Annotated in this window: 20 protein-coding genes and 1 pseudogene; 10 read left to right on the top strand and 11 right to left on the bottom strand. The window is 69.7% G+C overall.

The features are described 5' to 3' along the window. Positions 1–220 precede the first annotated feature (220 nt). Positions 221–823: an ATP-dependent DNA ligase gene (locus MTO91_RS28120; protein ID WP_281010806.1), complete on the top strand. Its 603-nt coding sequence runs from the start codon at positions 221–223 to the stop codon at positions 821–823. Between the two features lie 213 nt (positions 824–1036). On the opposite strand, the gene MTO91_RS28115 is transcribed toward MTO91_RS28120, so the two are convergent. Further along, a complete protein-coding gene (locus tag MTO91_RS28115; protein WP_281010805.1) occupies positions 1037–1957 on the bottom strand; it encodes a helix-turn-helix transcriptional regulator in 921 nt (306 codons plus the stop codon). Positions 1958–2267: 310 nt separating this feature from the next. On the opposite strand from MTO91_RS28115, the gene MTO91_RS28110 reads away from it, so the two are divergent. Then, complete coding sequence (locus tag MTO91_RS28110) at positions 2268–3035, top strand: sulfite exporter TauE/SafE family protein (protein ID WP_281010804.1); 768 nt, start codon at positions 2268–2270, stop codon at positions 3033–3035. 278 nt (positions 3036–3313) lie between these two features. On the opposite strand, the gene MTO91_RS28105 is transcribed toward MTO91_RS28110, so the two are convergent. Beyond that, positions 3314–4159: a helix-turn-helix domain-containing GNAT family N-acetyltransferase gene (locus MTO91_RS28105; protein ID WP_281010803.1), complete on the bottom strand. Its 846-nt coding sequence runs from the start codon at positions 4157–4159 to the stop codon at positions 3314–3316. A gap of 92 nt (positions 4160–4251) precedes the next feature. Here MTO91_RS28105 and MTO91_RS28100 point away from each other — a divergent pair, with 92 nt between their 5' ends. From MTO91_RS28100 to MTO91_RS28090, 3 genes are all read left to right on the top strand, one after another. Continuing rightward, the gene (locus tag MTO91_RS28100) at positions 4252–5619 is read left to right on the top strand and encodes an FAD-dependent oxidoreductase (RefSeq protein ID WP_281010802.1); all 1368 of its coding nucleotides are present in this window, start codon (positions 4252–4254) and stop codon (positions 5617–5619) included. Positions 5620–5711: 92 nt separating this feature from the next. After that, positions 5712–6914 (top strand): MFS transporter, encoded by a 1203-nt coding sequence (locus tag MTO91_RS28095; RefSeq protein WP_281010933.1) that lies wholly within the window; start codon positions 5712–5714, stop codon positions 6912–6914. A 46-nt stretch (positions 6915–6960) separates the two neighbouring features. After that, complete coding sequence (locus tag MTO91_RS28090; RefSeq protein ID WP_281010801.1) at positions 6961–7344, top strand: ArsR/SmtB family transcription factor; 384 nt, start codon at positions 6961–6963, stop codon at positions 7342–7344. Between the two features lie 83 nt (positions 7345–7427). Here MTO91_RS28090 and MTO91_RS28085 read toward each other — a convergent pair whose 3' ends face one another. From MTO91_RS28085 to MTO91_RS28055, 7 genes are all read right to left on the bottom strand, one after another. Further along, positions 7428–7760, bottom strand: a complete 333-nt coding sequence (locus tag MTO91_RS28085) for a DUF3040 domain-containing protein (RefSeq protein ID WP_281010800.1) — start codon at positions 7758–7760, stop codon at positions 7428–7430. A gap of 224 nt (positions 7761–7984) precedes the next feature. Next, positions 7985–8428: an ArsR/SmtB family transcription factor gene (locus MTO91_RS28080; protein ID WP_281010799.1), complete on the bottom strand. Its 444-nt coding sequence runs from the start codon at positions 8426–8428 to the stop codon at positions 7985–7987. A gap of 23 nt (positions 8429–8451) precedes the next feature. After that, complete coding sequence (locus MTO91_RS28075; RefSeq protein ID WP_281010798.1) at positions 8452–9228, bottom strand: winged helix-turn-helix transcriptional regulator; 777 nt, start codon at positions 9226–9228, stop codon at positions 8452–8454. 11 nt (positions 9229–9239) lie between these two features. Next, complete coding sequence (gene pstB / locus MTO91_RS28070) at positions 9240–10133, bottom strand: phosphate ABC transporter ATP-binding protein PstB (RefSeq protein WP_281010797.1); 894 nt, start codon at positions 10131–10133, stop codon at positions 9240–9242. Between the two features lie 20 nt (positions 10134–10153). Next, a complete protein-coding gene (pstA, locus tag MTO91_RS28065; protein ID WP_281010796.1) occupies positions 10154–11062 on the bottom strand; it encodes a phosphate ABC transporter permease PstA in 909 nt (302 codons plus the stop codon). Further along, a complete protein-coding gene (gene pstC / locus MTO91_RS28060; RefSeq protein ID WP_281010795.1) occupies positions 11062–12021 on the bottom strand; it encodes a phosphate ABC transporter permease subunit PstC in 960 nt (319 codons plus the stop codon). The genes pstA and pstC overlap by 1 nt, the downstream gene beginning before the upstream one ends. Positions 12022–12025: 4 nt before the next feature. Then, complete coding sequence (locus tag MTO91_RS28055; protein WP_281010794.1) at positions 12026–12979, bottom strand: PstS family phosphate ABC transporter substrate-binding protein; 954 nt, start codon at positions 12977–12979, stop codon at positions 12026–12028. 328 nt (positions 12980–13307) lie between these two features. On the opposite strand from MTO91_RS28055, the gene MTO91_RS28050 reads away from it, so the two are divergent. Genes MTO91_RS28050 through MTO91_RS28030 form a run of 5 tightly spaced genes read left to right on the top strand, consistent with a single transcriptional unit; the run spans position 13308 to position 17130 of the window. Continuing rightward, complete coding sequence (locus tag MTO91_RS28050; protein WP_281010793.1) at positions 13308–13679, top strand: ArsR/SmtB family transcription factor; 372 nt, start codon at positions 13308–13310, stop codon at positions 13677–13679. Beyond that, on the top strand, positions 13676–14827 hold the full coding sequence (arsB, locus tag MTO91_RS28045; RefSeq protein WP_281010790.1) for an ACR3 family arsenite efflux transporter: 1152 nt from the start codon (positions 13676–13678) through the stop codon (positions 14825–14827). The genes MTO91_RS28050 and arsB overlap by 4 nt, the downstream gene beginning before the upstream one ends. A 10-nt stretch (positions 14828–14837) precedes the next feature. Further along, positions 14838–15587, top strand: a complete 750-nt coding sequence (locus tag MTO91_RS28040; protein WP_281010789.1) for an arsenate reductase ArsC — start codon at positions 14838–14840, stop codon at positions 15585–15587. Continuing rightward, the gene (locus MTO91_RS28035) at positions 15584–16006 is read left to right on the top strand and encodes an arsenate-mycothiol transferase ArsC (protein ID WP_281010788.1); all 423 of its coding nucleotides are present in this window, start codon (positions 15584–15586) and stop codon (positions 16004–16006) included. Before MTO91_RS28040 ends, MTO91_RS28035 begins: the two co-directional genes overlap by 4 nt. Then, a complete protein-coding gene (locus MTO91_RS28030) occupies positions 16003–17130 on the top strand; it encodes an ArsO family NAD(P)H-dependent flavin-containing monooxygenase (RefSeq protein ID WP_281010787.1) in 1128 nt (375 codons plus the stop codon). Before MTO91_RS28035 ends, MTO91_RS28030 begins: the two co-directional genes overlap by 4 nt. A gap of 15 nt (positions 17131–17145) precedes the next feature. Here MTO91_RS28030 and MTO91_RS28025 read toward each other — a convergent pair whose 3' ends face one another. Together MTO91_RS28025 and MTO91_RS28020 are read right to left on the bottom strand one after the other, a co-directional pair. After that, positions 17146–17643 (bottom strand): hypothetical protein, encoded by a 498-nt coding sequence (locus tag MTO91_RS28025; RefSeq protein ID WP_345649209.1) that lies wholly within the window; start codon positions 17641–17643, stop codon positions 17146–17148. Positions 17644–17701: 58 nt separating this feature from the next. Further along, a pseudogene (locus tag MTO91_RS28020) lies at positions 17702–18407 on the bottom strand (site-specific integrase); the annotation flags it as partial.

The following is an 18407-nucleotide window of genomic DNA, read 5'->3' as shown; positions in this document are numbered from 1 at the left end:
GTGGCGTTTCTGGCTGTGCGGTACCCGCCGGGCCCCTGTGAACCCCTGCACGGATCCGCCCACCCGCAGGCCTTGCGGTCACCTCAACAGCGAGCGGGTACCGAGCGCCCGTCGCAGGTAGTTCGGATGAGCTCGTGCCGTCTCTGGTGTGCTCGCCGGATCGGGTCGTGGTTCGCCTCGGACACGTCCTGGACGGGCGGGATGGTCCACGATGCGGCGGATGAGCAGCGACGTCGGGTGGGTCGAGCCGATGCTGGCGACCGCCGGTCGGCTTCCGGCCGGGCCGGACTGGGCGTATGAGGTCAAGTGGGACGGCATCCGGGCCACCGTCGCGGCCTCCCGGTCGGGTCTGCGGCTGCGCTCGCGCAACGGGTCCGACCTCACCGGCCGATACCCCGAGCTCCTCGCGCTGCAGCTGCCGGCCGGGTTGATGCTCGACGGCGAGATCGTCGCCCTTGACGAACACGGCCGCAGCGACTTCACGCTGCTCCAACAGCGGATGCAGCGCACCCAACCCAGCCCCGAGCTGCTGGCCAGCGTGCCGGTCACCCTCGTGGCGTTCGACGTCCTCCGCGCGGCCGGTGCGCTCCAGACCGGGCTGCCCTACCGCGACCGCCGTGCCCTGCTGGCCGACCTCGCCCTGCCCACCGGACCACGGATCTCGGTGCCCGGGAATTTCACCGACGTCGCACCGGATGACGTCCTGGCCGCGGTCGACACGCAAGGACTGGAGGGCGTCGTCGCCAAGCGCCTGGCATCGCGCTACGAGGCAGGGCGGCGTAGCCGCGCCTGGATCAAGCACGCCATCCGGCACATTCTCTAGGGTCCGAGCGATGTGCTCGCTACGTCGTGGCTGGTCACATCGGGAGCGGGCGACGCCCCGTTCTGCGACAGGCGTCGCATGCGGTTGTACGGAGCGGGAACGGAGCAGAGGAACAGCATGGCTCCGGGCGACGACGTCAAGACCAGGAACCGCGGGCCTCAGCAGCGATACGAGCGGGCCGTATGAGGCCGGTGCAGGACCTGCGGCGTGCAGTCAGTCCGTTGTCAGGTGGGTGGTCTGGCCGGACAGGCTGAGGTCGTATCCGCCGAGGGCATTGATCCGGGTTCGGAGATCAGCACGGGCAAGGGCGGCCACGAGAGGTTGGGCAGGCGGCAGCGACTCGGCGGGCAGCACGAGCTCGTAGGGCTCCCACGCGACATGCACGAAGTCCAGCCCGAGGTCGCGGGCTGCCGAGCGCAGCCCGAGCGCGGTGTCCGCGATGCCGGCGACGACGGCGAGGCCGCATTCGAAGTGAGAGGCCAGCTCCGGTCCTGCGATGTGTTCTGGGGATGTCCCTGCCTCGATCAGGAGCTGGTCGAGCAGCACCTTGGTACCTGCGCCGGTCTCGCGTCTGGCGATGCGCAGTCCACCTACGTCGTGCGCGGTGCGGATCCCGTCCGGGTTCCCGGGTGGCAGCAAAAACCCCTGTTCTCGTCGCCACAGGTGGATCAGGTGGGGATCACGGTGGCGCAGCAGCGCCCGACCGAAGTGCTCGTTGTAGACACCTGCGCGGTCGCGCAGGTGGATCGCCGCGCCGTCGGCGTCGCCGCGCTCGAGCGCGCGCAATGCGTGGAAGCTTCCGCGCACACCGCTGCCGGTCACCGCGTGCCCGACGGCATCGAGCAGGAATCGCAGCGCCGGGTCATCGCTGGCGGCCAGGCGGAACACCCGGTCGGAGTCGAGGAACCGAGCGGCGGCCACCCGGCCGGTGGGCGGCACTCGAGCCGGCCGCCGATCGGCGAGAACGATCACGTCGCCGTCGGCGAGGTGTCGGTAGGCCCGGGTCACGGTGCTTGCGGTGGTCCCGTGCTCGCGAGCGAGCTCTCGGACGCTGGGCAGCTCGGTACCTGACGCCAGGTCGCCGGAGTGGATGCGGCGGGCGATGCCGAGCGCGATGTCGCGATACCGCGTCACGGCACCACACGATAGCTGTGTGGGCTGTTCCGCTTCGTGGCAGAACAGATTGGCACAGTGATCATGATACGCAGGTTTGTTGGGCATAAACAGACTGTTGTTGCGGCGCCGAATGCACTGAACTGCTGCGTATGCGGTTGGTGATGGGTGGCCCGTGGGTCAGTGCCCGCGGCGGCACGAGGAGCATATGAGCAACGAACCCGCCTCCAGATCGGCCACGGCGTCTCACGGCGGCGGATGGCTGCGAGCAGCCCAGCGACGGGTGGAAGGTGATCGAACCATCGCGCACGTGGCCGGTGGGCCCGCGACCATGGTGCTGGCCTTCGTTTCCGGCGGTGCGGTCGGCGTGCTCGGGGGGATGATCGGCCTCGGCGGGGCCGAGTTCCGGCTTCCCCTGCTGATCGGGTTGTTCGGGTTCGCCGCGTTGTCCGCGGTCATCCTGAACAAGGCGATGAGCCTGGTGGTCGTGCTCACTGCGCTTCCCGCCCGGCTGGCCACCGTCGGGTTCAGCGAACTCAGCGCGCACTGGCTCATCGCGGCGAACCTGCTCGCCGGCAGCCTGCTCGGTGCGTGGGCCGGCGCGACCTGGGCGACCCGGATGCGCACGACCACGCTCTACCGCGTCCTCGCGGTGCTCATGGTCGCCATGGCCGCAGCGCTCGTGCTCACCCACCTCACCAGCCTGCCGGTGCTCGACATCCCCGCACCGCTGCTAGTCGTGACCGGGGTGGTGGCCGGGTTCGGTATCGGCGTCGTCGCCGCGATCATGGGCGTGGCCGGCGGCGAGCTGCTCATCCCCACCATCACCCTGCTCTATGCCGTCGACGTCAAGCTCGCCGGCAGTCTCTCGCTCGCGGTGTCACTGCCCACCATGCTGGTCGCCTTCGCCCGATACAGCCGCGACCAGAGCTTCCAGGTACTGCGCTGGAACCTGAGATTCACCGCCGTCATGATCGCCGGATCAGTCATCGGTGCGCTCGTCGGCGGTCTGCTCCTCGGAGCCGCCCCCGACCTCGTACTCGTCCCGATCCTCGCCGCGATCCTCCTGATCTCCGCGGTCAAACTCGCCCGGCACTGAGCTCGCCGACGACCGAGGTGGCCACGCTCAGGTCATGGTCTCCCAACGACGAGACTGGCCCGTGTCAGCGCCTCGTGTACGCACAGCTGGAGGCGTGGATGGATCCGGTCGGCTTCCCTCAAGCATCTGAAGGTTGTGTCCTAGCCCCAGGCACGGTGAGCCTCGCGCCTGGACCCTCCTGGCGCCTGCCCCGGGACACTGTCTGATCCGCGCCCTGCCCAGAGTGGCGGTGCAGCTGCGGTCGCGGCACCACGTCCAGCAGGTCGACCCAGCCTCGGTCACTCTTGTGGTCGGCGTCTTTCGAGGAGGACGGTGTCGCGCCAGTTGCCGTGGTGTTCTCCGATGCGTTCGCGGACGCCGAGGGTGCGGTAGCCGGCGGTGCGGTGCAGTGCGAGGCCGGCGCGGTTCTCGGGGAAGATCGTCGCCTGCAGGGTCCAGAGGCCGGCATCGTCCGCGGCGCATACTTGTTGGCGGATGAGCGCTCTGCCGACGCCGCGGCCGCGATGGTCTTCGGCCACATAGATTGCGGCGTCGGCGACGCCTCGGTAGATCGGCCGGGCCGACACGGCGCTGAGGGCGGTCCAGCCCACGACCCGGCCGTCGATCTCGGCGACCCATCGGTGCCCGTTCAGCCATGTGGTGTCGAGGACGGCGCGGTCGGGGACTTCGGTGTCGAAGGTGGCGTCTCCGGTGTCGATGCCCTCGCCGTAGATGCGCTGCACGGCGGTCCAGTCGTGCTCGGTCATCGCGTGCACGGTGACGTCGTCGGGGATGTCGTTAGGGCAGCAGGGGCGGGGGGCGAGCAGGCCCATGACGGCGTCGGCGGCGTGCGGGAGTCCGGCACAGCAGGTGGGATTGACGCTGACCTGGGTGGTGGTGCCTTCCTTGCGCAGCGCGACGAAGCCGGTCTCGGCGAGTTTGCGCAGGTGATGTGAGCAGGTGGCCTGGCTGATCCCGACCAGCTCGGCCAGGCGCCCGACCGGGACGGGCCGAGCAGCCGAGGCGATGGCGTGCAGCAGCCGGACGCGGACCGGCTCGGCCAGACACGCGAACCAGGACGCGTAGGTAGCGGCGTCGTCGTGGGGAAGCTGCACCGCCTGCGGGTCGGTCGCGAGCACGCTCATGCCCTCAGTATCGACCACGATCGATGGTTGCGTCCATCCATCCACGTCGATAGATTCCGAGAGAACGATCGATGAGTATCGATGGAGGCGTGATGGGTGTGAACGAGGGACTGCCGGTCGTGGTGATCGGGGCCGGGCCGGTGGGCTTGGCGGCCGCGGCCGAGCTCGCCGAGCGGGGGTTGGAGCCGCTCGTGCTCGAGGCTGGGCCGACGGCGGCGACATCGGTGCTGGGATGGGGGCATGTCCGGCTGTTCTCGCCGTGGGGGTGGCTGACCGACCCGGCAGCGGAGCGGCTGCTCGCCGGCGCCGGTTGGACGGTTCCGGACCCGCAGGCGTATCCGACTGGTGCCGAATGGGCCGCGGGCTATCTCGCGCCGCTGGCCGCGGCGCTGGGAGAGCGGGTGCGGGCCGGGGTGCGGGTGGTCGGCGTGACCCGTCGGGGGCGGGATCGGGTCGTCGACGCCGGTCGCGAGACCGAACCGCTGGTCGTGCACACCGATGCCGGTGAGCGGATCCCGGCGCGTGCGGTGATCGACGCGTCGGGCACCTGGACCTCGCCGAACCCGCTCGGGGGTGACGGCCTGCCCGCGACAGGGGAGGCGGCGGCGGGGGATCGGGTGCAGGCTGCGATCCCGAATCTGGCCGACCCGGTCGAGCGGGCCCGGTTCGGTGGGGGGCACGTGGCCGTGGTGGGTTCCGGGCATTCGGCGTTGACCGCGTTGGCCGGCCTTGCCGGTCTGGCGCGGGAGGTGCAGGGGACGCGGGTGAGCTGGTTGCTGCGCCGATCCGGGTTCGGGCAGGTCTTCGGCGGCGGGGAGGCCGACCAGCTCCCTGCTCGGGGCGCGCTGGGGTCGCGGGCGGCGGAGGCTGTCGACGCGGGTCTGGTGACACCGGTGTTCGGGTTCCGCACCGAGCGTGTCGACCCGGTGGCCGAGGGGCGGCTGAGGCTGGTCGCCGACGACGGACGCGAGGTGGACGACGTCGATGAAGTCCTGGTGCTGACCGGGTTCCGCCCCGATCTGAGCTGGCTCTCGGAGGTGCGTACCGAGCTGGATCCGGCGCTGCAGGCTCCGGTCCGGTTGGCGCCGTTGATCGACCCGAACGCGCACTCCTGCGGGACGGTGTACCCGCACGGTGCTGCGGAGTTGGCTCATCCGGAGCCGGGGTTCTACATGGCGGGGATGAAGAGCTACGGGCGGGCGCCGACGTTCCTGGCCCGCACCGGTTACGAGCAGGTCCGCTCGATCGCCGACGCGCTCGCTGGTGATCACGAGGCTGCCGCTCGGGTCGAGCTGGTGCTCAACGAGACCGGCGTCTGCGGCGGTGCCGGGCTGTTCGACTCCGACGAGTCGATCGCGGAGACCGAGACCGGCAGCGGGTGTTGCGGGTCCGCTGTACCGGCGTCGGTGCCGTCCTCGGCGGGCGCAGTGTCGTCGGCTGGCGCAGTGTCGTCGGCGTGAGCCCGGGGCGGGCCCGTCCCGCTCCCGCGGGTGGGGGGCGGGCCGACGTCGCGGGCGACGGGTTGTCCCGGCGCGGACGACAGCGAGTACTTCTGGTCCTGTGCCTGACCCAGATCACCAGCTGGGGGGTGCTCTACTACGCGTTCCCGGTGCTCGCGTCCTCGATCGCCGCCGACACCGGTTGGTCGGTGCCCGAGGTCACTGCCGCGTTCTCGGCGGGGCTGGTGGTCTCGGCGGTTGTCGGTCTCCCGGTCGGACGGGTGTTGGACCGGCACGGTCCGCGTTGGGTGATGACCGCGGGTTCGGTGATCGCAGTGCCGGCGACGCTGTTGATCGCCTTCGCAGGATCGTTGCCGGCGTTCGTGGCCGCGTGGCTGCTGGCCGGGGTCGCGCAGGCGGCGACGTTCTATCCGCCGGCGTTCGCGGCGCTGACACGGTGGTGGGGTGCCGACCGGGTCCGGGCGTTGACGGTGCTGACCCTGGTCGCCGGGCTGGCCAGCACCGTGTTCGCTCCGCTGAGTGCGGCCTTGCTGGATCCGCTGGGGTGGCGTGGCACCTACGTCGTGCTCGCCGTGGTGCTGGGCGCGATCACGGTCCCGGCCCACCTGGTCGGGCTGCGCGGACCGTGGCCGGACCCGGTGGCCGATCCCGTCCTCGGCGGTGGCGCCTCAGCCGTGGTCGACGACGACCCGGAGCGGATCCGGTGTAGCCGCGCGTTCGTGCTGTTGGTCGCGGTGGTCACTCTCGGCGGGTTCACCTCGTTCGCCGTCACTGTCAATCAGGTCCCGCTGCTGCTCGAGCGAGGGTTGTCGACCGAGGTCGCGGCGTGGGCACTGGGACTCGGTGGCCTGGGCCAGGTCCTGGGGCGCCTGGGCTACGCCCCACTGATCCGGCGCAGCTCCGTGCGTGGCCGCGTGGTGATCATCATGGGCGCTCTCGCGGCGACGTCCGCGCTGCTCGCCGTGCTGCCTGGGCCGGCCTGGGTGTTGATCGCTGCGGCGATGTTGGCGGGCGCGGCCCGGGGGGTGTTCACACTGCTGCAGGCCACGGCGCTGTCGGACCGGTGGCATCCCCGCGCCTACGGCAGACTGAACGGGATCGTGTCCGCACCGGTCATGATCGCGGTTGCGGTGTCGCCGTGGGCGGGCAGCGCGCTGGCCGAACCGTTGGGCAGCTACACGCCGGTGTTCCTGCTGCTCGCCGGCGCCGCGTCTCTCGCGATGCTGCTCGGCGTGTGGACCATCCCGGCCGCCGCGAACCCGGAGCCACCCTCGACCGGTGAGGGGAACCGATGAGCGCGGGTACTTGCACTGGAACCACCGCACACCGGAGAATAGACATATGTCTAATCAGCGAGCTGTGGAGGTCGTGGACTCGGCATGCGATTCGGTGCTGGTCGACCGGCCGCTCGACGAGGCACGGTCGGGTGAGCTGGCTCGGACGTTCAAGGCGATCGGGGATCCGGTTCGTCTGCGTCTGCTGTCGCTGATCGCCTCCCACGCCGGCGGCGAAGCTTGCGTGTGCGACGTGTCCGAGGTGTTCGACGTGTCCGGACCCACGATCTCGCACCACCTCAAGGTGCTGCGCGAGGCCGGTCTGATCACCGGCGAGCGGCGAGGGACCTGGGTCTACTACCGGGTGGTACCCCAGACCCTCGCTCGCCTGTCCGCGCTGCTCGCGCCGCAGCAGCGGGTCGACCGCGCGGCGGAGCCCGCCTCCGCCTGAGACGTTGATCGGTCGCGGCTGTCCGGCACCCTCCGGGCCCGATCCACAGAGGCGGCAGCCCCGCAGTGGCTCGCCATGCCCGCTCAGGGGTGATGCGTGCGCGCGGGCTTGGTGAAGCGGCGCGCCGCCGCCACCAGCCAGCCCACCGGCAAGCACAGCACGACCATTCCGGCGCCTTGTACGAGTCCACGATCCACTGTGAGCAGGCCGAATCCCAGCAGCATGGCAGCAGTGGCGACCAGGCAGCCCGACACGGCGAACGCGACCAGGTCACGGGGGCCGGAAGCCTGCCGCTCCCACGACCGGACGAACCCGGGATCCGAACGTCGAAGTTCCTTCTCGATCTCGATCAGCTCCGCCTCGGACGACATACGCCCCTCCACCACCTTGAATCGACAGGTTTCGATCCAGGTCATCGTGGACCTTATTTCGAAGAGCGTCAACTTAGGCAGCTGTCGAACCAACATCGAGGTCGACGTCGCTGGATCCCCCCACCCGCGGATACCCGTACTTGACGGCCGAGGCGCGGTGCCGGGTGGTGCTCGGGAGGAGCCGGGCGGGGTCACGCCGGTTCGGCCGGGTCACACCTGCCACGGGGTCGGAGCGCCATGGCCCTGCGTCGGACGATGTCCACGACGTGTCACGTGCAGTCGGTGTCGAGATCCTTGCACCGGGACGGTCGGCTGTGGTCGGTGCTGATGAGCTTGGGGTTGTCGGCGTGCTCCAGGCGCAGCAGCTGGTGGAACAGCCCGTCCAGGCTCAACGCGTCGTTGATCTGATCGACGAAGTCGGGTTCGAGCCGATACCAGCTCCAGGTGCCGCGCCGTTCACGCGACATCACGCCCGCGCGAACGAGGACCCGTAGATGGTGGCTCAGTGTGGACTGCGGCTGTGGGAAGACCTCGATCAGGTCGCAGAAACACAATTCGCCGCCGGGGGCCTGGCCTGCCAGCCCGACCAGCTGCAGCCGCAGCGGGTCGGCGAGCGCCTTGAACAACGATGCGGTCGCATCGGCAACGGTCTCGACCCGACCGACCGGGGTGTCGTGCGGATCGTTGTCGAGTGGCGCGTCCTGGTCCCCCATCGCCTGTCAGGATACTGCGATGCTCAGGAGTTCGGCGTCGCGGTCAGCTGATAGCCCAGACCGCGGACGGCCTCGATGCGGACCTCGGAGCGTGCTGCGGCCAGACGCCGCCGCAGCCGGGTGACGTGCACGCTCAGCGAGTTGTCCGAGCCGGTGCTCTGCTCGCCCCAGATCGCGGCGACCAGCTCGTGGCGGCTGATCACAGCGTCCGGGCGCGCGGCGAGGTAGCGGAGCACGAGATGCTCGCGCAGCGGCAGCCGGATCGACGTGTCGTCGAGCCAGATCCGGGGAGCGACGCTGTCGATCCGTAACCGACCCACCTCGATCGGCAGCGGACGAGCAGTCACCACGCGCGCGTTACCGAGCGCGGCACCGATCAACCCGAGCAGCGCCTCAGGGGCGAACGGACGGGCGGTGACGGTGGCGCCCAGCGCGACCGCCCGGGCGGCCAGGCCACCGTCGTCGTCCCCGCCGACGCCGACGATGATCCGCAGGTCGGGCTCGAGAGCGTGGAGCACGTCGAGGAACTCGCCGGGCGAGAGCCGACCGTCGGTTGCTGCGAGTACGACCGCGTCCGGGCAGGTGCGGCCCACGACCAACAGGGCTTCGGCGGTGTCGTGGACCGGGTGCAGGTCGAAGGGCTGCCCGGCCAACTCCCGTTGCATCGCTGTCGTCTCGACCGGCCGCGCGACGAACAGAACCACCGCCGGGCTCGCGTGGTCGTCGCCCCCGGCCAGGCAGGCGCGGCGGCGGATCTGTACGGGAGAGCGGCCGTCGGTCTCCCAGGCCTCGGTCATCATCGACGGAAGCCTCAGCCGAACTTGCCCGAGATGTAGTCCTCCGTACGGGAGTCGGTCGGGTCCTCGAAGATGGTGCGGGTCTGGTCGAACTCGACCAGCGTGCCCACCCGGTTGCCGTGATCGTCGGGCTGGGCGGTGAAGAACGCGGTGTTGTGCGAGACGCGGGCGGCCTGCTGCATGTTGTGGGTGACGATCACGATCGTGAAGTCCTCGACCAGCTCGCCCATCAGGTCCTCGATCTTCGAGGTCGCGATCGGGTCGAGCGCCGAGCAGGGCTCGTCCATCAGCAGGACGTCGGGTCGGGTGGCGATGGCCCGGGCGATGCACAGGCGCTGCTGCTGGCCACCGGAGAGGCCGTAGGCGTTCTGCTTGAGCTTGTCCTTGACCTCGTCCCAGAGCGCGGCGCCGCGCAGTGCCTGTTCGACGGTGTCGTCGAGGTCGCTCTTGGCGCCGGTGACGCGGGGGCCGTACGCGACGTTGTCATAGATCGACTTGGGGAACGGGTTGGGCTTCTGGAAGACCATGCCGATCCGGCGTCGGACCTCGATCTCGTCGACGCCGGGGGCGTAGATGTCGGTGCCGTGATAGGTCACCCGGCCCTCGACCCGGGCTCCGGGCACGAGGTCGTTCATCCGGTTGAGGCAGCGCAGGACCGTGGACTTGCCGCAACCCGACGGGCCGATCAGCGCGGTGATGCGGCGGTCGTCGAACTGCAGGTCGACTTCGCGCACGGCGAGAAAATCGCCGTAGTAGACGTGCAGATTCTCGGTCGTCATAGCCGCGCCGGCCGACGGCGGGCGCTCAGCTGTGTCATCGCCGACGGCGACGTGGACGCCCGGTGCCGGTGTGGAGTTGCCGGTCTGGTTGCTGTCCTGAGGGGCTCGGGTGTGGGGGGTGGTGCTCATGGGCTGGTCCCTTTCTGGGTTCACCATCGGCGGGCGAACCGGTTGCGCAGCATGATCGCGGTGCCGTTGAGCGCGAGCAGGATGACGATCAGCAGCAGGATCGCGGCGTAGGTCAGCGGGACGAACGCTTCGCGCGACTGGAGGGCGAAGTTGAAGATCTGGACGGGCATGACGGTGTAGCGGGAGAACAGCCCGTCGGGGGTGAAGGTGATGAAGGTCGTGGCGCCGACGAGGATCAGGGGTGCGGCTTCGCCGACTGCCCGTGACAGGGCCAGGATCGAGCCGGTCGCGATGCCGGGCACCGCTGCAGGGAGGAGCTGACGCCACACGGTCTGCCAGCGGGTCGCCCCGACTGCGAGCGAGCCGTCGCGGATCTCGCGCGGCACCGCACGCAGTGACTCGCGGGTGGCGATGATGACCACCGGCAGGATCAGCAGGGCCAGCGCGATCGAGCCCGACAGTGCCACGGCGCCGAGGTTCAACGGTGCGCGCACGACGAAGGCGAGCACCAGGATTCCGAAGATGATCGAGGGCACGGCCGCGAGGTTCTGCACGTTGAGCTCGATCGCCCGGTTGAACCAGCGCTGCGGGTCGGCGTACTCCTCCAGATAGATCGCCGCGGCGATCCCCAGCGGCAGCGCGATCAGCGCGGTGACACCGACGACCAGCAGTGTGCCCACGATGGCGGGCTGCACCCCGGCCGTGGACGGACGGATCGTGGAGGGCGCTTGGGTGAGCAGGTTCGCATCGAGGCGACTGATCCCGGACACGACGATGGTGAGCAGGACGTAGAGCAGGAACAACGCCGCGACCAGCAGACACGCCCACAGCACGCAGACGAACACCGTGGACGCCCCGTCGCGGCGTCGCCGGCCCGGGGTGAGGGTGGGGCCGGTCGCGGCGCGGGCCGGTAACTCGGTGGAGGTCATCAGTACACCTGCCGGAATCGGCGGACCAGCCGGATGCTGATCAGGTTGATCACCAGGGTGATCGCGAACAGCAGCGCTCCCACGGCGAACAGGGAGTAGTAGACCGGGCTGCCCTGTGGTGCATCGCCGCTGGCGATCTGGGCGATGAACGCGGTCATGGTCTGGGCCTCCTCGCGGGGGTCGCCGGTGAGGCGGGCGAGGTTGCCGCCGGCGACGGCGAGGATCATCGTCTCGCCGACCGCGCGCGAGAGCCCCAGCACGACGGCGGCGATGATCCCCGACAGTGCCGCGGGGAACACCACGCTCAACGTGGTGATCCGCCGGTTCGCGCCGAGCGCGTAAGAGCCGGCGCGCAGCGCCTGGGGCACCGCGGACATGGCGTCCTCGGACAACGACGCGACCGTCGGGACGATCATGAACCCCATGACGATCCCGGCGACGAGCAGGTTATAGATGTTCGGGATGCCCAGCAGCGGCTGCAGAACCGGTGTGATCGCGGTCAGGGCGAGGAACCCATAGACGACCGTCGGGATCCCTGCCAACAGCTCCAGGATCGGCTTGACGACCTTGCGGACTCTCGTGGTCGCGTACTCGGACAGGAACATGGCGATACCCAGACCCACCGGGATCGCCACGGCCAGCGCGATACCGGTGGCCATGAAGGTCGCCGATACCAGGGGCAGAACGCCCCAGTCCTTGTCCCAGGAGTACTTGTCGCCGAACGAGGCGGTCCAGGTGGTGCCGGTGAGGAACTCGATCGGACTGACGTTGGCGAAGAAGGTGAACAGCGGGACTACGAGGGCAACAATGATACCGACGGTCACCAGAACCGAGACTCCGGCCGCGGCGGCCAGCAGACCCTCGATGAGCTTCTCGCCGATCCGGGGTGAACGGGGGGTCAGGTCACGGCCGGGGCCGCCCGCGCGCGAGGGCGGGCGGCCGGCGGTGGTCACCGCCATCGGTTCAGCCTCCGGCCTGCTGGCGGAGCTGGTCCAGCTTGGCGGTGGAGTCCTGCTTCTGCTGGTCGGTCATCGGCACGAACTGCGCTGCCTGCACGATCTCGTCGTTGCGCTGGAGATAGAACTCCAGGAACGACTGCACCTGGGGCTTACGCAGCCCGGCATCCGAGGCGTAGATGAACAGCGGGCGCCCCAGCGGGGTGTAGGTCCCGTCCTGCACGGTCTGCGCCGACGGGGCGACGCAGCCCTGCCCGCCGTCGACCTGCATCGCCTTGAGCCGCTGCTGGTTCTCCTCGAAGTAGGAGAAGCCGAAGTAGCCCAGCGCACCGGGCGCGCCGGTGACGCCCTGCACGGTCACGTTGTCGTTCTCCGACGGGCTGTAGTCGGTCCGCGACGAGCCCTCCTCCCCGACGATCTCGTCGGTGAAGTAGTCGAAGGTCCCCGAGTCCGCGCCCGCGCCGAACAGACCGAGCGGCTCGGCCGGGAACGACGGGTCGACCTGGTTCCACGACCTGACCTGCGAGCCGGGTGCCCACATCGTCCGCAACTGCTCCACGGTCAGGCAGTTCGCCCACGTGTTCGCGGGGTTCACCACCACCGTCAGTGCGTCGTTGGCGACCTGCAGCTCCTCGAAGGCGATCCCGTTGGCCTGGCACTGCTGGCGCTCGCTGTCGGAGATCGGGCGCGAGGCGTTGGAGATGTCGGTCTCGCCGTTGCAGAACTTCTGGAACCCGCCGCCGGTCCCCGAGGTCCCGACGGTCACGTTCACATCGGGGTTCTCGCCCTGGTAGAGCTCTGCCGCCGCAGAGGACAGGGGCTCCACCGTGGAGGATCCGTCGATCAGCACCGGCCCGGCGACCTGTCCACCACCCTGGCCCTGCTGTTGGCCACCACCGCCGCACGCCACCAGCGTGACGCTCGCGGCGATCGCGACCAGGGCAGCGGATGCCCGGTGCATGTGTCGAACTCTCACGTGAACTCGGCCTCTCTCGTCGGGGTCGAGACGACAGCCCGCACACGTGAGCTACCGCCGAAGACGCCTGGATCGAACAATGTCGATATGAACGAGGCCTGAACACGGGCCGAATTCGGAGTCTTGGATCCAGAAAGTTCGATGGAGCTGGCAGGGCGACGGGACGCAGCGACCCCTGTGCCCCGGCCCGCGGGGAGGCTGGACGAGCGACTCGGGCGATGGGGTCGCGGCACGCGACGGTCTGGAGTCGATCCGCCGAGGTCTCGCCCAGCCAGTGCTTGCTCATCGATTCGATGGCTGTCAAGATAGACGCATGTCGAATCACGATGTGCCTGGTTCAGCACCGCGGTGCTGGAGCAGGCTTGTGGGCGAACCGCTACCGGTCGAGCACGCCGCCGAACTCGCTCAGACGTTCAAAGCACTGGGCGACCCAGCTCGACTGCGGCTGCTGTCGTTGATCGCCTCACACACCGATGGAGAGGCCTGCGTCTGCGACCTGAGCGAGGAGTTCGAACTGTCCGGTCCCACCATCTCGCACCACCTCAGGATCCTGCGCGAAGCCGGCCTCGTCACCGGTGAGCGGCGCGGTACCTGGATCCACTACCGAGCCGTCCCGGCACGCCTGGAACGGCTCTCCGATCTGTTGACCCCGACCCTGATCACGGCGGAGGCCGTCGCACCATGAGCACGGAGAACACCACAGGCGCTGCCCAACAGGCCGCGAACGACCCGGCCGAGGCCGGCGTCGTCGCCCGCCTGTCCACCCTCGACCGGTTCCTTCCGGTCTGGATCATCGTCGCCATGGTCGCCGGGCTCCTGCTCGGCCGCCTGGTCCCCGGCCTCGCCCCCGCGCTGGACGCACTGGCCGTCGACGGCGTCTCGCTGCCGATCGCGCTCGGCCTGCTGATCATGATGTACCCGGTCCTGGCCAAGGTCCGCTACGACCGTCTCGACACCGTCACCGGCGACCGCCGGCTGCTCATCACCTCGCTGGTGCTGAACTGGGTACTGGGCCCGGCGCTGATGTTCGCCCTGGCGTGGCTGATGCTGCCCGACCTGCCCGAGTACCGGACAGGTCTGATCATCGTCGGTCTCGCCCGGTGTATCGCCATGGTGATCATCTGGAACGACCTCGCCTGCGGGGACCGCGAAGCCGCCGCCGTGCTGGTCGCGCTGAACTCGGTGTTCCAGGTCGTCATGTTCGGCCTGCTCGGCTGGTTCTATCTGTCCGTGCTGCCCGGCTGGCTCGGGCTTCCGGTCACCGATCTCGCGTTCTCCACCTGGGACATCGTCAAGTCGGTGCTGGTGTTCCTCGGCATCCCGCTGCTCGCCGGCTACCTGACCCGCCGCTTCGGCGAACGCGCGAAGGGCCGCACCTGGTACGAGGAGAAGTTCATCCCGCGGATCGGGCCGTTCGCGCTCTACGGGCTGCTGTTCACCATCGTGCTGCTGTTCGCGCTGCAGGGCGAGGCCATCACCTCCCAGCCCCTCGACGTGGTCCGGATCGCGCTGCCGCTGCTGGCCTACTTCGCCCTGATGTGGGCCGGGTCCTACGCCCTGGGCCGCGCGGTCGGCATGGGCTACGAGCGCACGACGACGCTGGCGTTCACTGCGGCGGGCAACAACTTCGAGCTCGCCATCGCCGTGGCGATCGGCACGTTCGGCGTCACCTCCGGGCAGGCGCTGGCCGGGGTCGTCGGGCCGCTGATCGAGGTCCCGGTCCTGGTCGGCCTGGTCTATGTCTCCCTGTGGCTGCGCCGGCGCCTGTTTCAGAGCACCAAGGCCGCAGCGCACACCGCGGTGCCCCCACGGCCGACTCCGCCCCGCACGTAGTGGCCGTGACATGGACGAGCGCTCCGCGTCTGCGCACAACGACCCCGGCCCCGCCGTCGCCGACATCCTCACCCGACGCCCGAGCAGCGGCCGGGACCTGGAGAGCTTCGCGGTGCACAGCCCGAACCCCCGGATTCACCGCGGCGTCGACGAACTGTGCCGCCGATTCCAGGGGGTGTTCGGCCGCGAGACGATCGAGGCCGTTGTCCTCGACATCTTCACCGAGCTCGCCCTCACCGCCCGCATCACCACCCACCTGCCCGTCCTGGCGACCCGCTACGCCCTCGAGCGGCTCGACGCCGCCGTCGCCGAGCAAGGAGTTCCCGTGACAAGCGCCCCCGCGGTCCCCGAAGTGCTGTTCGTCTGCGTCCACAACGCCGGTCGCAGTCAGATGGCCGCCGCTCTGCTCGCCCACCACGCACGCGGCACCGTCACGGTCCGCTCCGCAGGCTCGGAACCGGCCGACTCGATCAACCCAGCCGTCCGACAGGTCATGGCCGAGATCGGGCTCGCCCTCGACACCGAGTTCCCCAAGCGGCTGACCACCGACGCCGTCGAAGCAGCCGACGTGGTCATCACCATGGGCTGTGGCGACGCCTGCCCGGTCTTCCCCGGCAAGCGCTATCTCGACTGGGAACTCACCGACCCCGCGGGCAAACCCGCCGAAGAGATCCGGCCGATCCGCGACGACATCGACGACCGCGTCCGTGCGCTGCTCGCCGAGCTGACCGGCACCCCCACCCAGGCGGCCACGTCGTGACCGACACGCCCTCGGTGCTGTTCGTGTGTGTGCGCAACGGCGGCAAGTCCCAGATGGCTGCCGGCCTGATGCGTGCCCAGGCCGGTGACCGTGTCCGCGTCCACTCCGCCGGCACCGCTCCCGGTGAGAAGGTCAATGCCCTGTCCACGCAGGTCCTCGCGGAAGTCGGCGCGGACATGAGCGGGCAGACCCCGACCGCGATCGACCCCGAACTGCTCAAGCACGTCGACCTGGTGGTGACCCTCGGATCCGAGGCCCACATCGACGGCGGCGACACCGAGGTCCGCAACTGGGACACCGATGAGCCCTCCCAGCGCGGTATCGAAGGGATCGAACGCATGCGCCTGGTCCGAGACGACATCGCCGCCCGCGTCGAGTCTCTCCTCACCGAACTCGTTGGGCCCTATCGAGCCCGATGACCGAGCACGGCACCTCCACCGGTCGTGCCCCGAACGACCTGCCCGTCGTCGTCATCGGCGGCGGGCAGGCCGGGCTCGCCGCTGGCTACTACCTGCGACGCGCGGGCGCCCGATTCGTCATCCTCGACGCTCAGACTGGTCCCGGAGGCGCCTGGCGCCACGGCTGGGACTCGCTGCGGCTGTTCTCACCCGCCACCCACAGCACTCTGCCCGGCTGGCCCATGCCCGCCCAACCCGGCGAACCGTTCCCCACCGCCGGGCACGTCCGCGATTACCTGACCCGCTACGAACAGCGCTATGACCTCGACGTCCAACGCCCCGTCGAGGTCACCGCAGTGCACGCCCACGACGACCGTCTCGTGGTCAGCGGCCCCAAGGGCCAATGGGACGCGTCCGCGGTCATCAGCGCCACCGGAACCTGGCGCCGCCCCCACGTTCCTGACCTGCCTGACCGCAGCACATTCACCGGCCGCCAACTACACGCCGTCGGCTACCACCACGCCGAGCCCTTCCGTGGCCAGCAGGTTGGTGTCGTCGGCGCCGCGAACTCCGCAGCCCAGATCCTGGCCGAAGTCTCCACCGTCGCCACCACCCACTGGTTCACCCTCGCCGAACCCCGCTACCTACCCGACGACGTCGACGGTCGCGTCCTGTTCGACCTCGCCAGCCAGCGCGAAATCACCCGACGCCAAGGACTACCCGACCACGGCGGAATCGCCGCCCTCGGCGACATCGTCATGGTCCCCATCGTCCAGGACGCCCGCGCCCGTGGCGCACTGCACGCACTACCGATGTTCGACCGCATGACACCTACCGGAGTGGTGTGGGACGACGGCAGCAGGACAGAACTCGACGTCATCATCTGGTGCACCGGATTCCGCCCCGACCTCGCCCACCTCGCACCACTCGGGCTGCCCCTGGACGCTCGGAGCCTCCCGAGAACTACGAACGACACCCAGAGCCTCGACGAGCCGCGACTGCATCTCCTCGGCTACGGCGACTGGACCGGGTCCGCCTCCGCCACCCTCGTCGGAGCCGGCCGCACTGCGCGCCAGTGCGTCGAGCGAATCATCGGGAGACCAGCGCGTCGGCCGAGAGCCGCCGCGCATCAGCACGCCCTGTGACCCTGTGGCTCCGCCTCAGGACGAGTCCGGCTCCTCTGACGGTGGTCGCGGTGCGTTGTTGAGTTCCGCGACCAGGCGGCGGTTCACCGCTCGAGCAGCGTCGAGCTCGTCGGTGCGCTCGCGCAGCGCCACGACCAGATCGGCCACGCGCTGGACCAGCGCGTCCCGTTCACGCTCGACCGCCTCTATATCCGGGCCAGCGCCGAGTCCGGAGACCTGCCAGATCTGGTGACCCAGCTGTCGAGACAAGCGCGCCTCCAGCTCACGTACCCGCACACCGGCCCGTCGTGCACGATCCTGGCAGTGAGCGAGATCGGCCCGCAGAGACGCCTCGGTGACCCGGTCGGCAGGGCTCTGGCCAGGCTCGGGACCACGGGTGCTGATCTCACGAAGCAGCTGAACAAGATCGGGATGACGGTAGACGTAGCTTCGGTGCACCCCGGCTCTACGGGCGATCGCAGAGACCGACGCGTCGAGCTGGCCCTCGGCCGCTTGGGCGATCACCGAGGCCACGCGCCGATGCCGCCGCTGCGCCGCGTCGCCCGGGCGCGCTGGAAGTCCGACTGAGCTTTCAGTCGCCATGGCTTATTCCCGCGAGCGAAGTCTGGCTGTGGCGGATGGTCGGCATCCCGAGACCGACAGTGGCACCGCGGGCCCGCCGCACGACGGTGACCGCATCGCGTAGCGCTGCCTGTTCGCGCTCACCGAGATCGCCGAGCTGGTGGGTGATCTGGCTGATGAGGGCGCGGATCCTGGTGATCTCGGCATCTGAGGGGGTCGCCTCGCTGATGGCCCAGCTGTCGGCACTCGTCAAGCACGCGAGTCGCTCGCGGTTGCGCAGCAGATCGGCCAGGTAGGCCTCGAGGTCGGGGAGGTAGGAGGCGTCGGTGCGGAAGTGGTCGCAGCCCACGCAGCGGAACCGGACGGGGCAGTCGTCGCCGCCGGCGGCGACATTGGTCGGTTCAGTGCAGATGCCATACGGCACGGCGACCTCGCCGACGGCGCGCCGAGCGCGTTCGGACTCGAGTAGCGCGCTGGCGTGGTGCCAGGTGCGGTGTCCGTGGCGGTCGAATTGCAGGGCGGTGACGCGGTCGACGGCGTCTCGGCGACGAGTCTCGGAGACGCGGTAGTAGCCCTGGGTGGTGGCCATGCTGGTGTGGTCCATCAGCTCGCACAGCACGTCGACGGCGATACCGGCGTCGGCGTGGCGTTGAGCGTAGGTGTGGCGCCAGGAGTAGGGCTGGATCCGCTCGCGCGGGAACGGCAGCGCCCGGGTT

The sequence above is a fragment of the Pseudonocardia sp. 2-7 genome, assembly GCF_056341085.1.
This window is presented reverse-complemented; position numbering and strand designations above follow the sequence as displayed.

Bases quoted from the DNA above. Each gene is read 5' to 3' on its own strand.
- pstB (WP_281010797.1), bottom strand. From the start codon at position 10,133: ATGAGCACCACCCCCCACACCCGAGCCCCTCAGGACAGCAACCAGACC.
- MTO91_RS28055 (WP_281010794.1), bottom strand. From the start codon at position 12,979: ATGCACCGGGCATCCGCTGCCCTGGTCGCGATCGCCGCGAGCGTCACG.
- pstA (WP_281010796.1), bottom strand. From the start codon at position 11,062: ATGACCTCCACCGAGTTACCGGCCCGCGCCGCGACCGGCCCCACCCTC.
- MTO91_RS28120 (WP_281010806.1), top strand. From the start codon at position 221: ATGAGCAGCGACGTCGGGTGGGTCGAGCCGATGCTGGCGACCGCCGGT.
- MTO91_RS28100 (WP_281010802.1), top strand. From the start codon at position 4,252: ATGGGTGTGAACGAGGGACTGCCGGTCGTGGTGATCGGGGCCGGGCCG.
- MTO91_RS28075 (WP_281010798.1), bottom strand. From the start codon at position 9,228: ATGATGACCGAGGCCTGGGAGACCGACGGCCGCTCTCCCGTACAGATC.
- MTO91_RS28090 (WP_281010801.1), top strand. From the start codon at position 6,961: ATGTCTAATCAGCGAGCTGTGGAGGTCGTGGACTCGGCATGCGATTCG.
- MTO91_RS28080 (WP_281010799.1), bottom strand. From the start codon at position 8,428: ATGGGGGACCAGGACGCGCCACTCGACAACGATCCGCACGACACCCCG.
- MTO91_RS28040 (WP_281010789.1), top strand. From the start codon at position 14,838: ATGGACGAGCGCTCCGCGTCTGCGCACAACGACCCCGGCCCCGCCGTC.
- MTO91_RS28050 (WP_281010793.1), top strand. From the start codon at position 13,308: ATGTCGAATCACGATGTGCCTGGTTCAGCACCGCGGTGCTGGAGCAGG.
- arsB (WP_281010790.1), top strand. From the start codon at position 13,676: ATGAGCACGGAGAACACCACAGGCGCTGCCCAACAGGCCGCGAACGAC.
- MTO91_RS28105 (WP_281010803.1), bottom strand. From the start codon at position 4,159: ATGAGCGTGCTCGCGACCGACCCGCAGGCGGTGCAGCTTCCCCACGAC.
- MTO91_RS28110 (WP_281010804.1), top strand. From the start codon at position 2,268: ATGGTGCTGGCCTTCGTTTCCGGCGGTGCGGTCGGCGTGCTCGGGGGG.
- pstC (WP_281010795.1), bottom strand. From the start codon at position 12,021: ATGGCGGTGACCACCGCCGGCCGCCCGCCCTCGCGCGCGGGCGGCCCC.
- MTO91_RS28030 (WP_281010787.1), top strand. From the start codon at position 16,003: ATGACCGAGCACGGCACCTCCACCGGTCGTGCCCCGAACGACCTGCCC.
- MTO91_RS28085 (WP_281010800.1), bottom strand. From the start codon at position 7,760: ATGACCTGGATCGAAACCTGTCGATTCAAGGTGGTGGAGGGGCGTATG.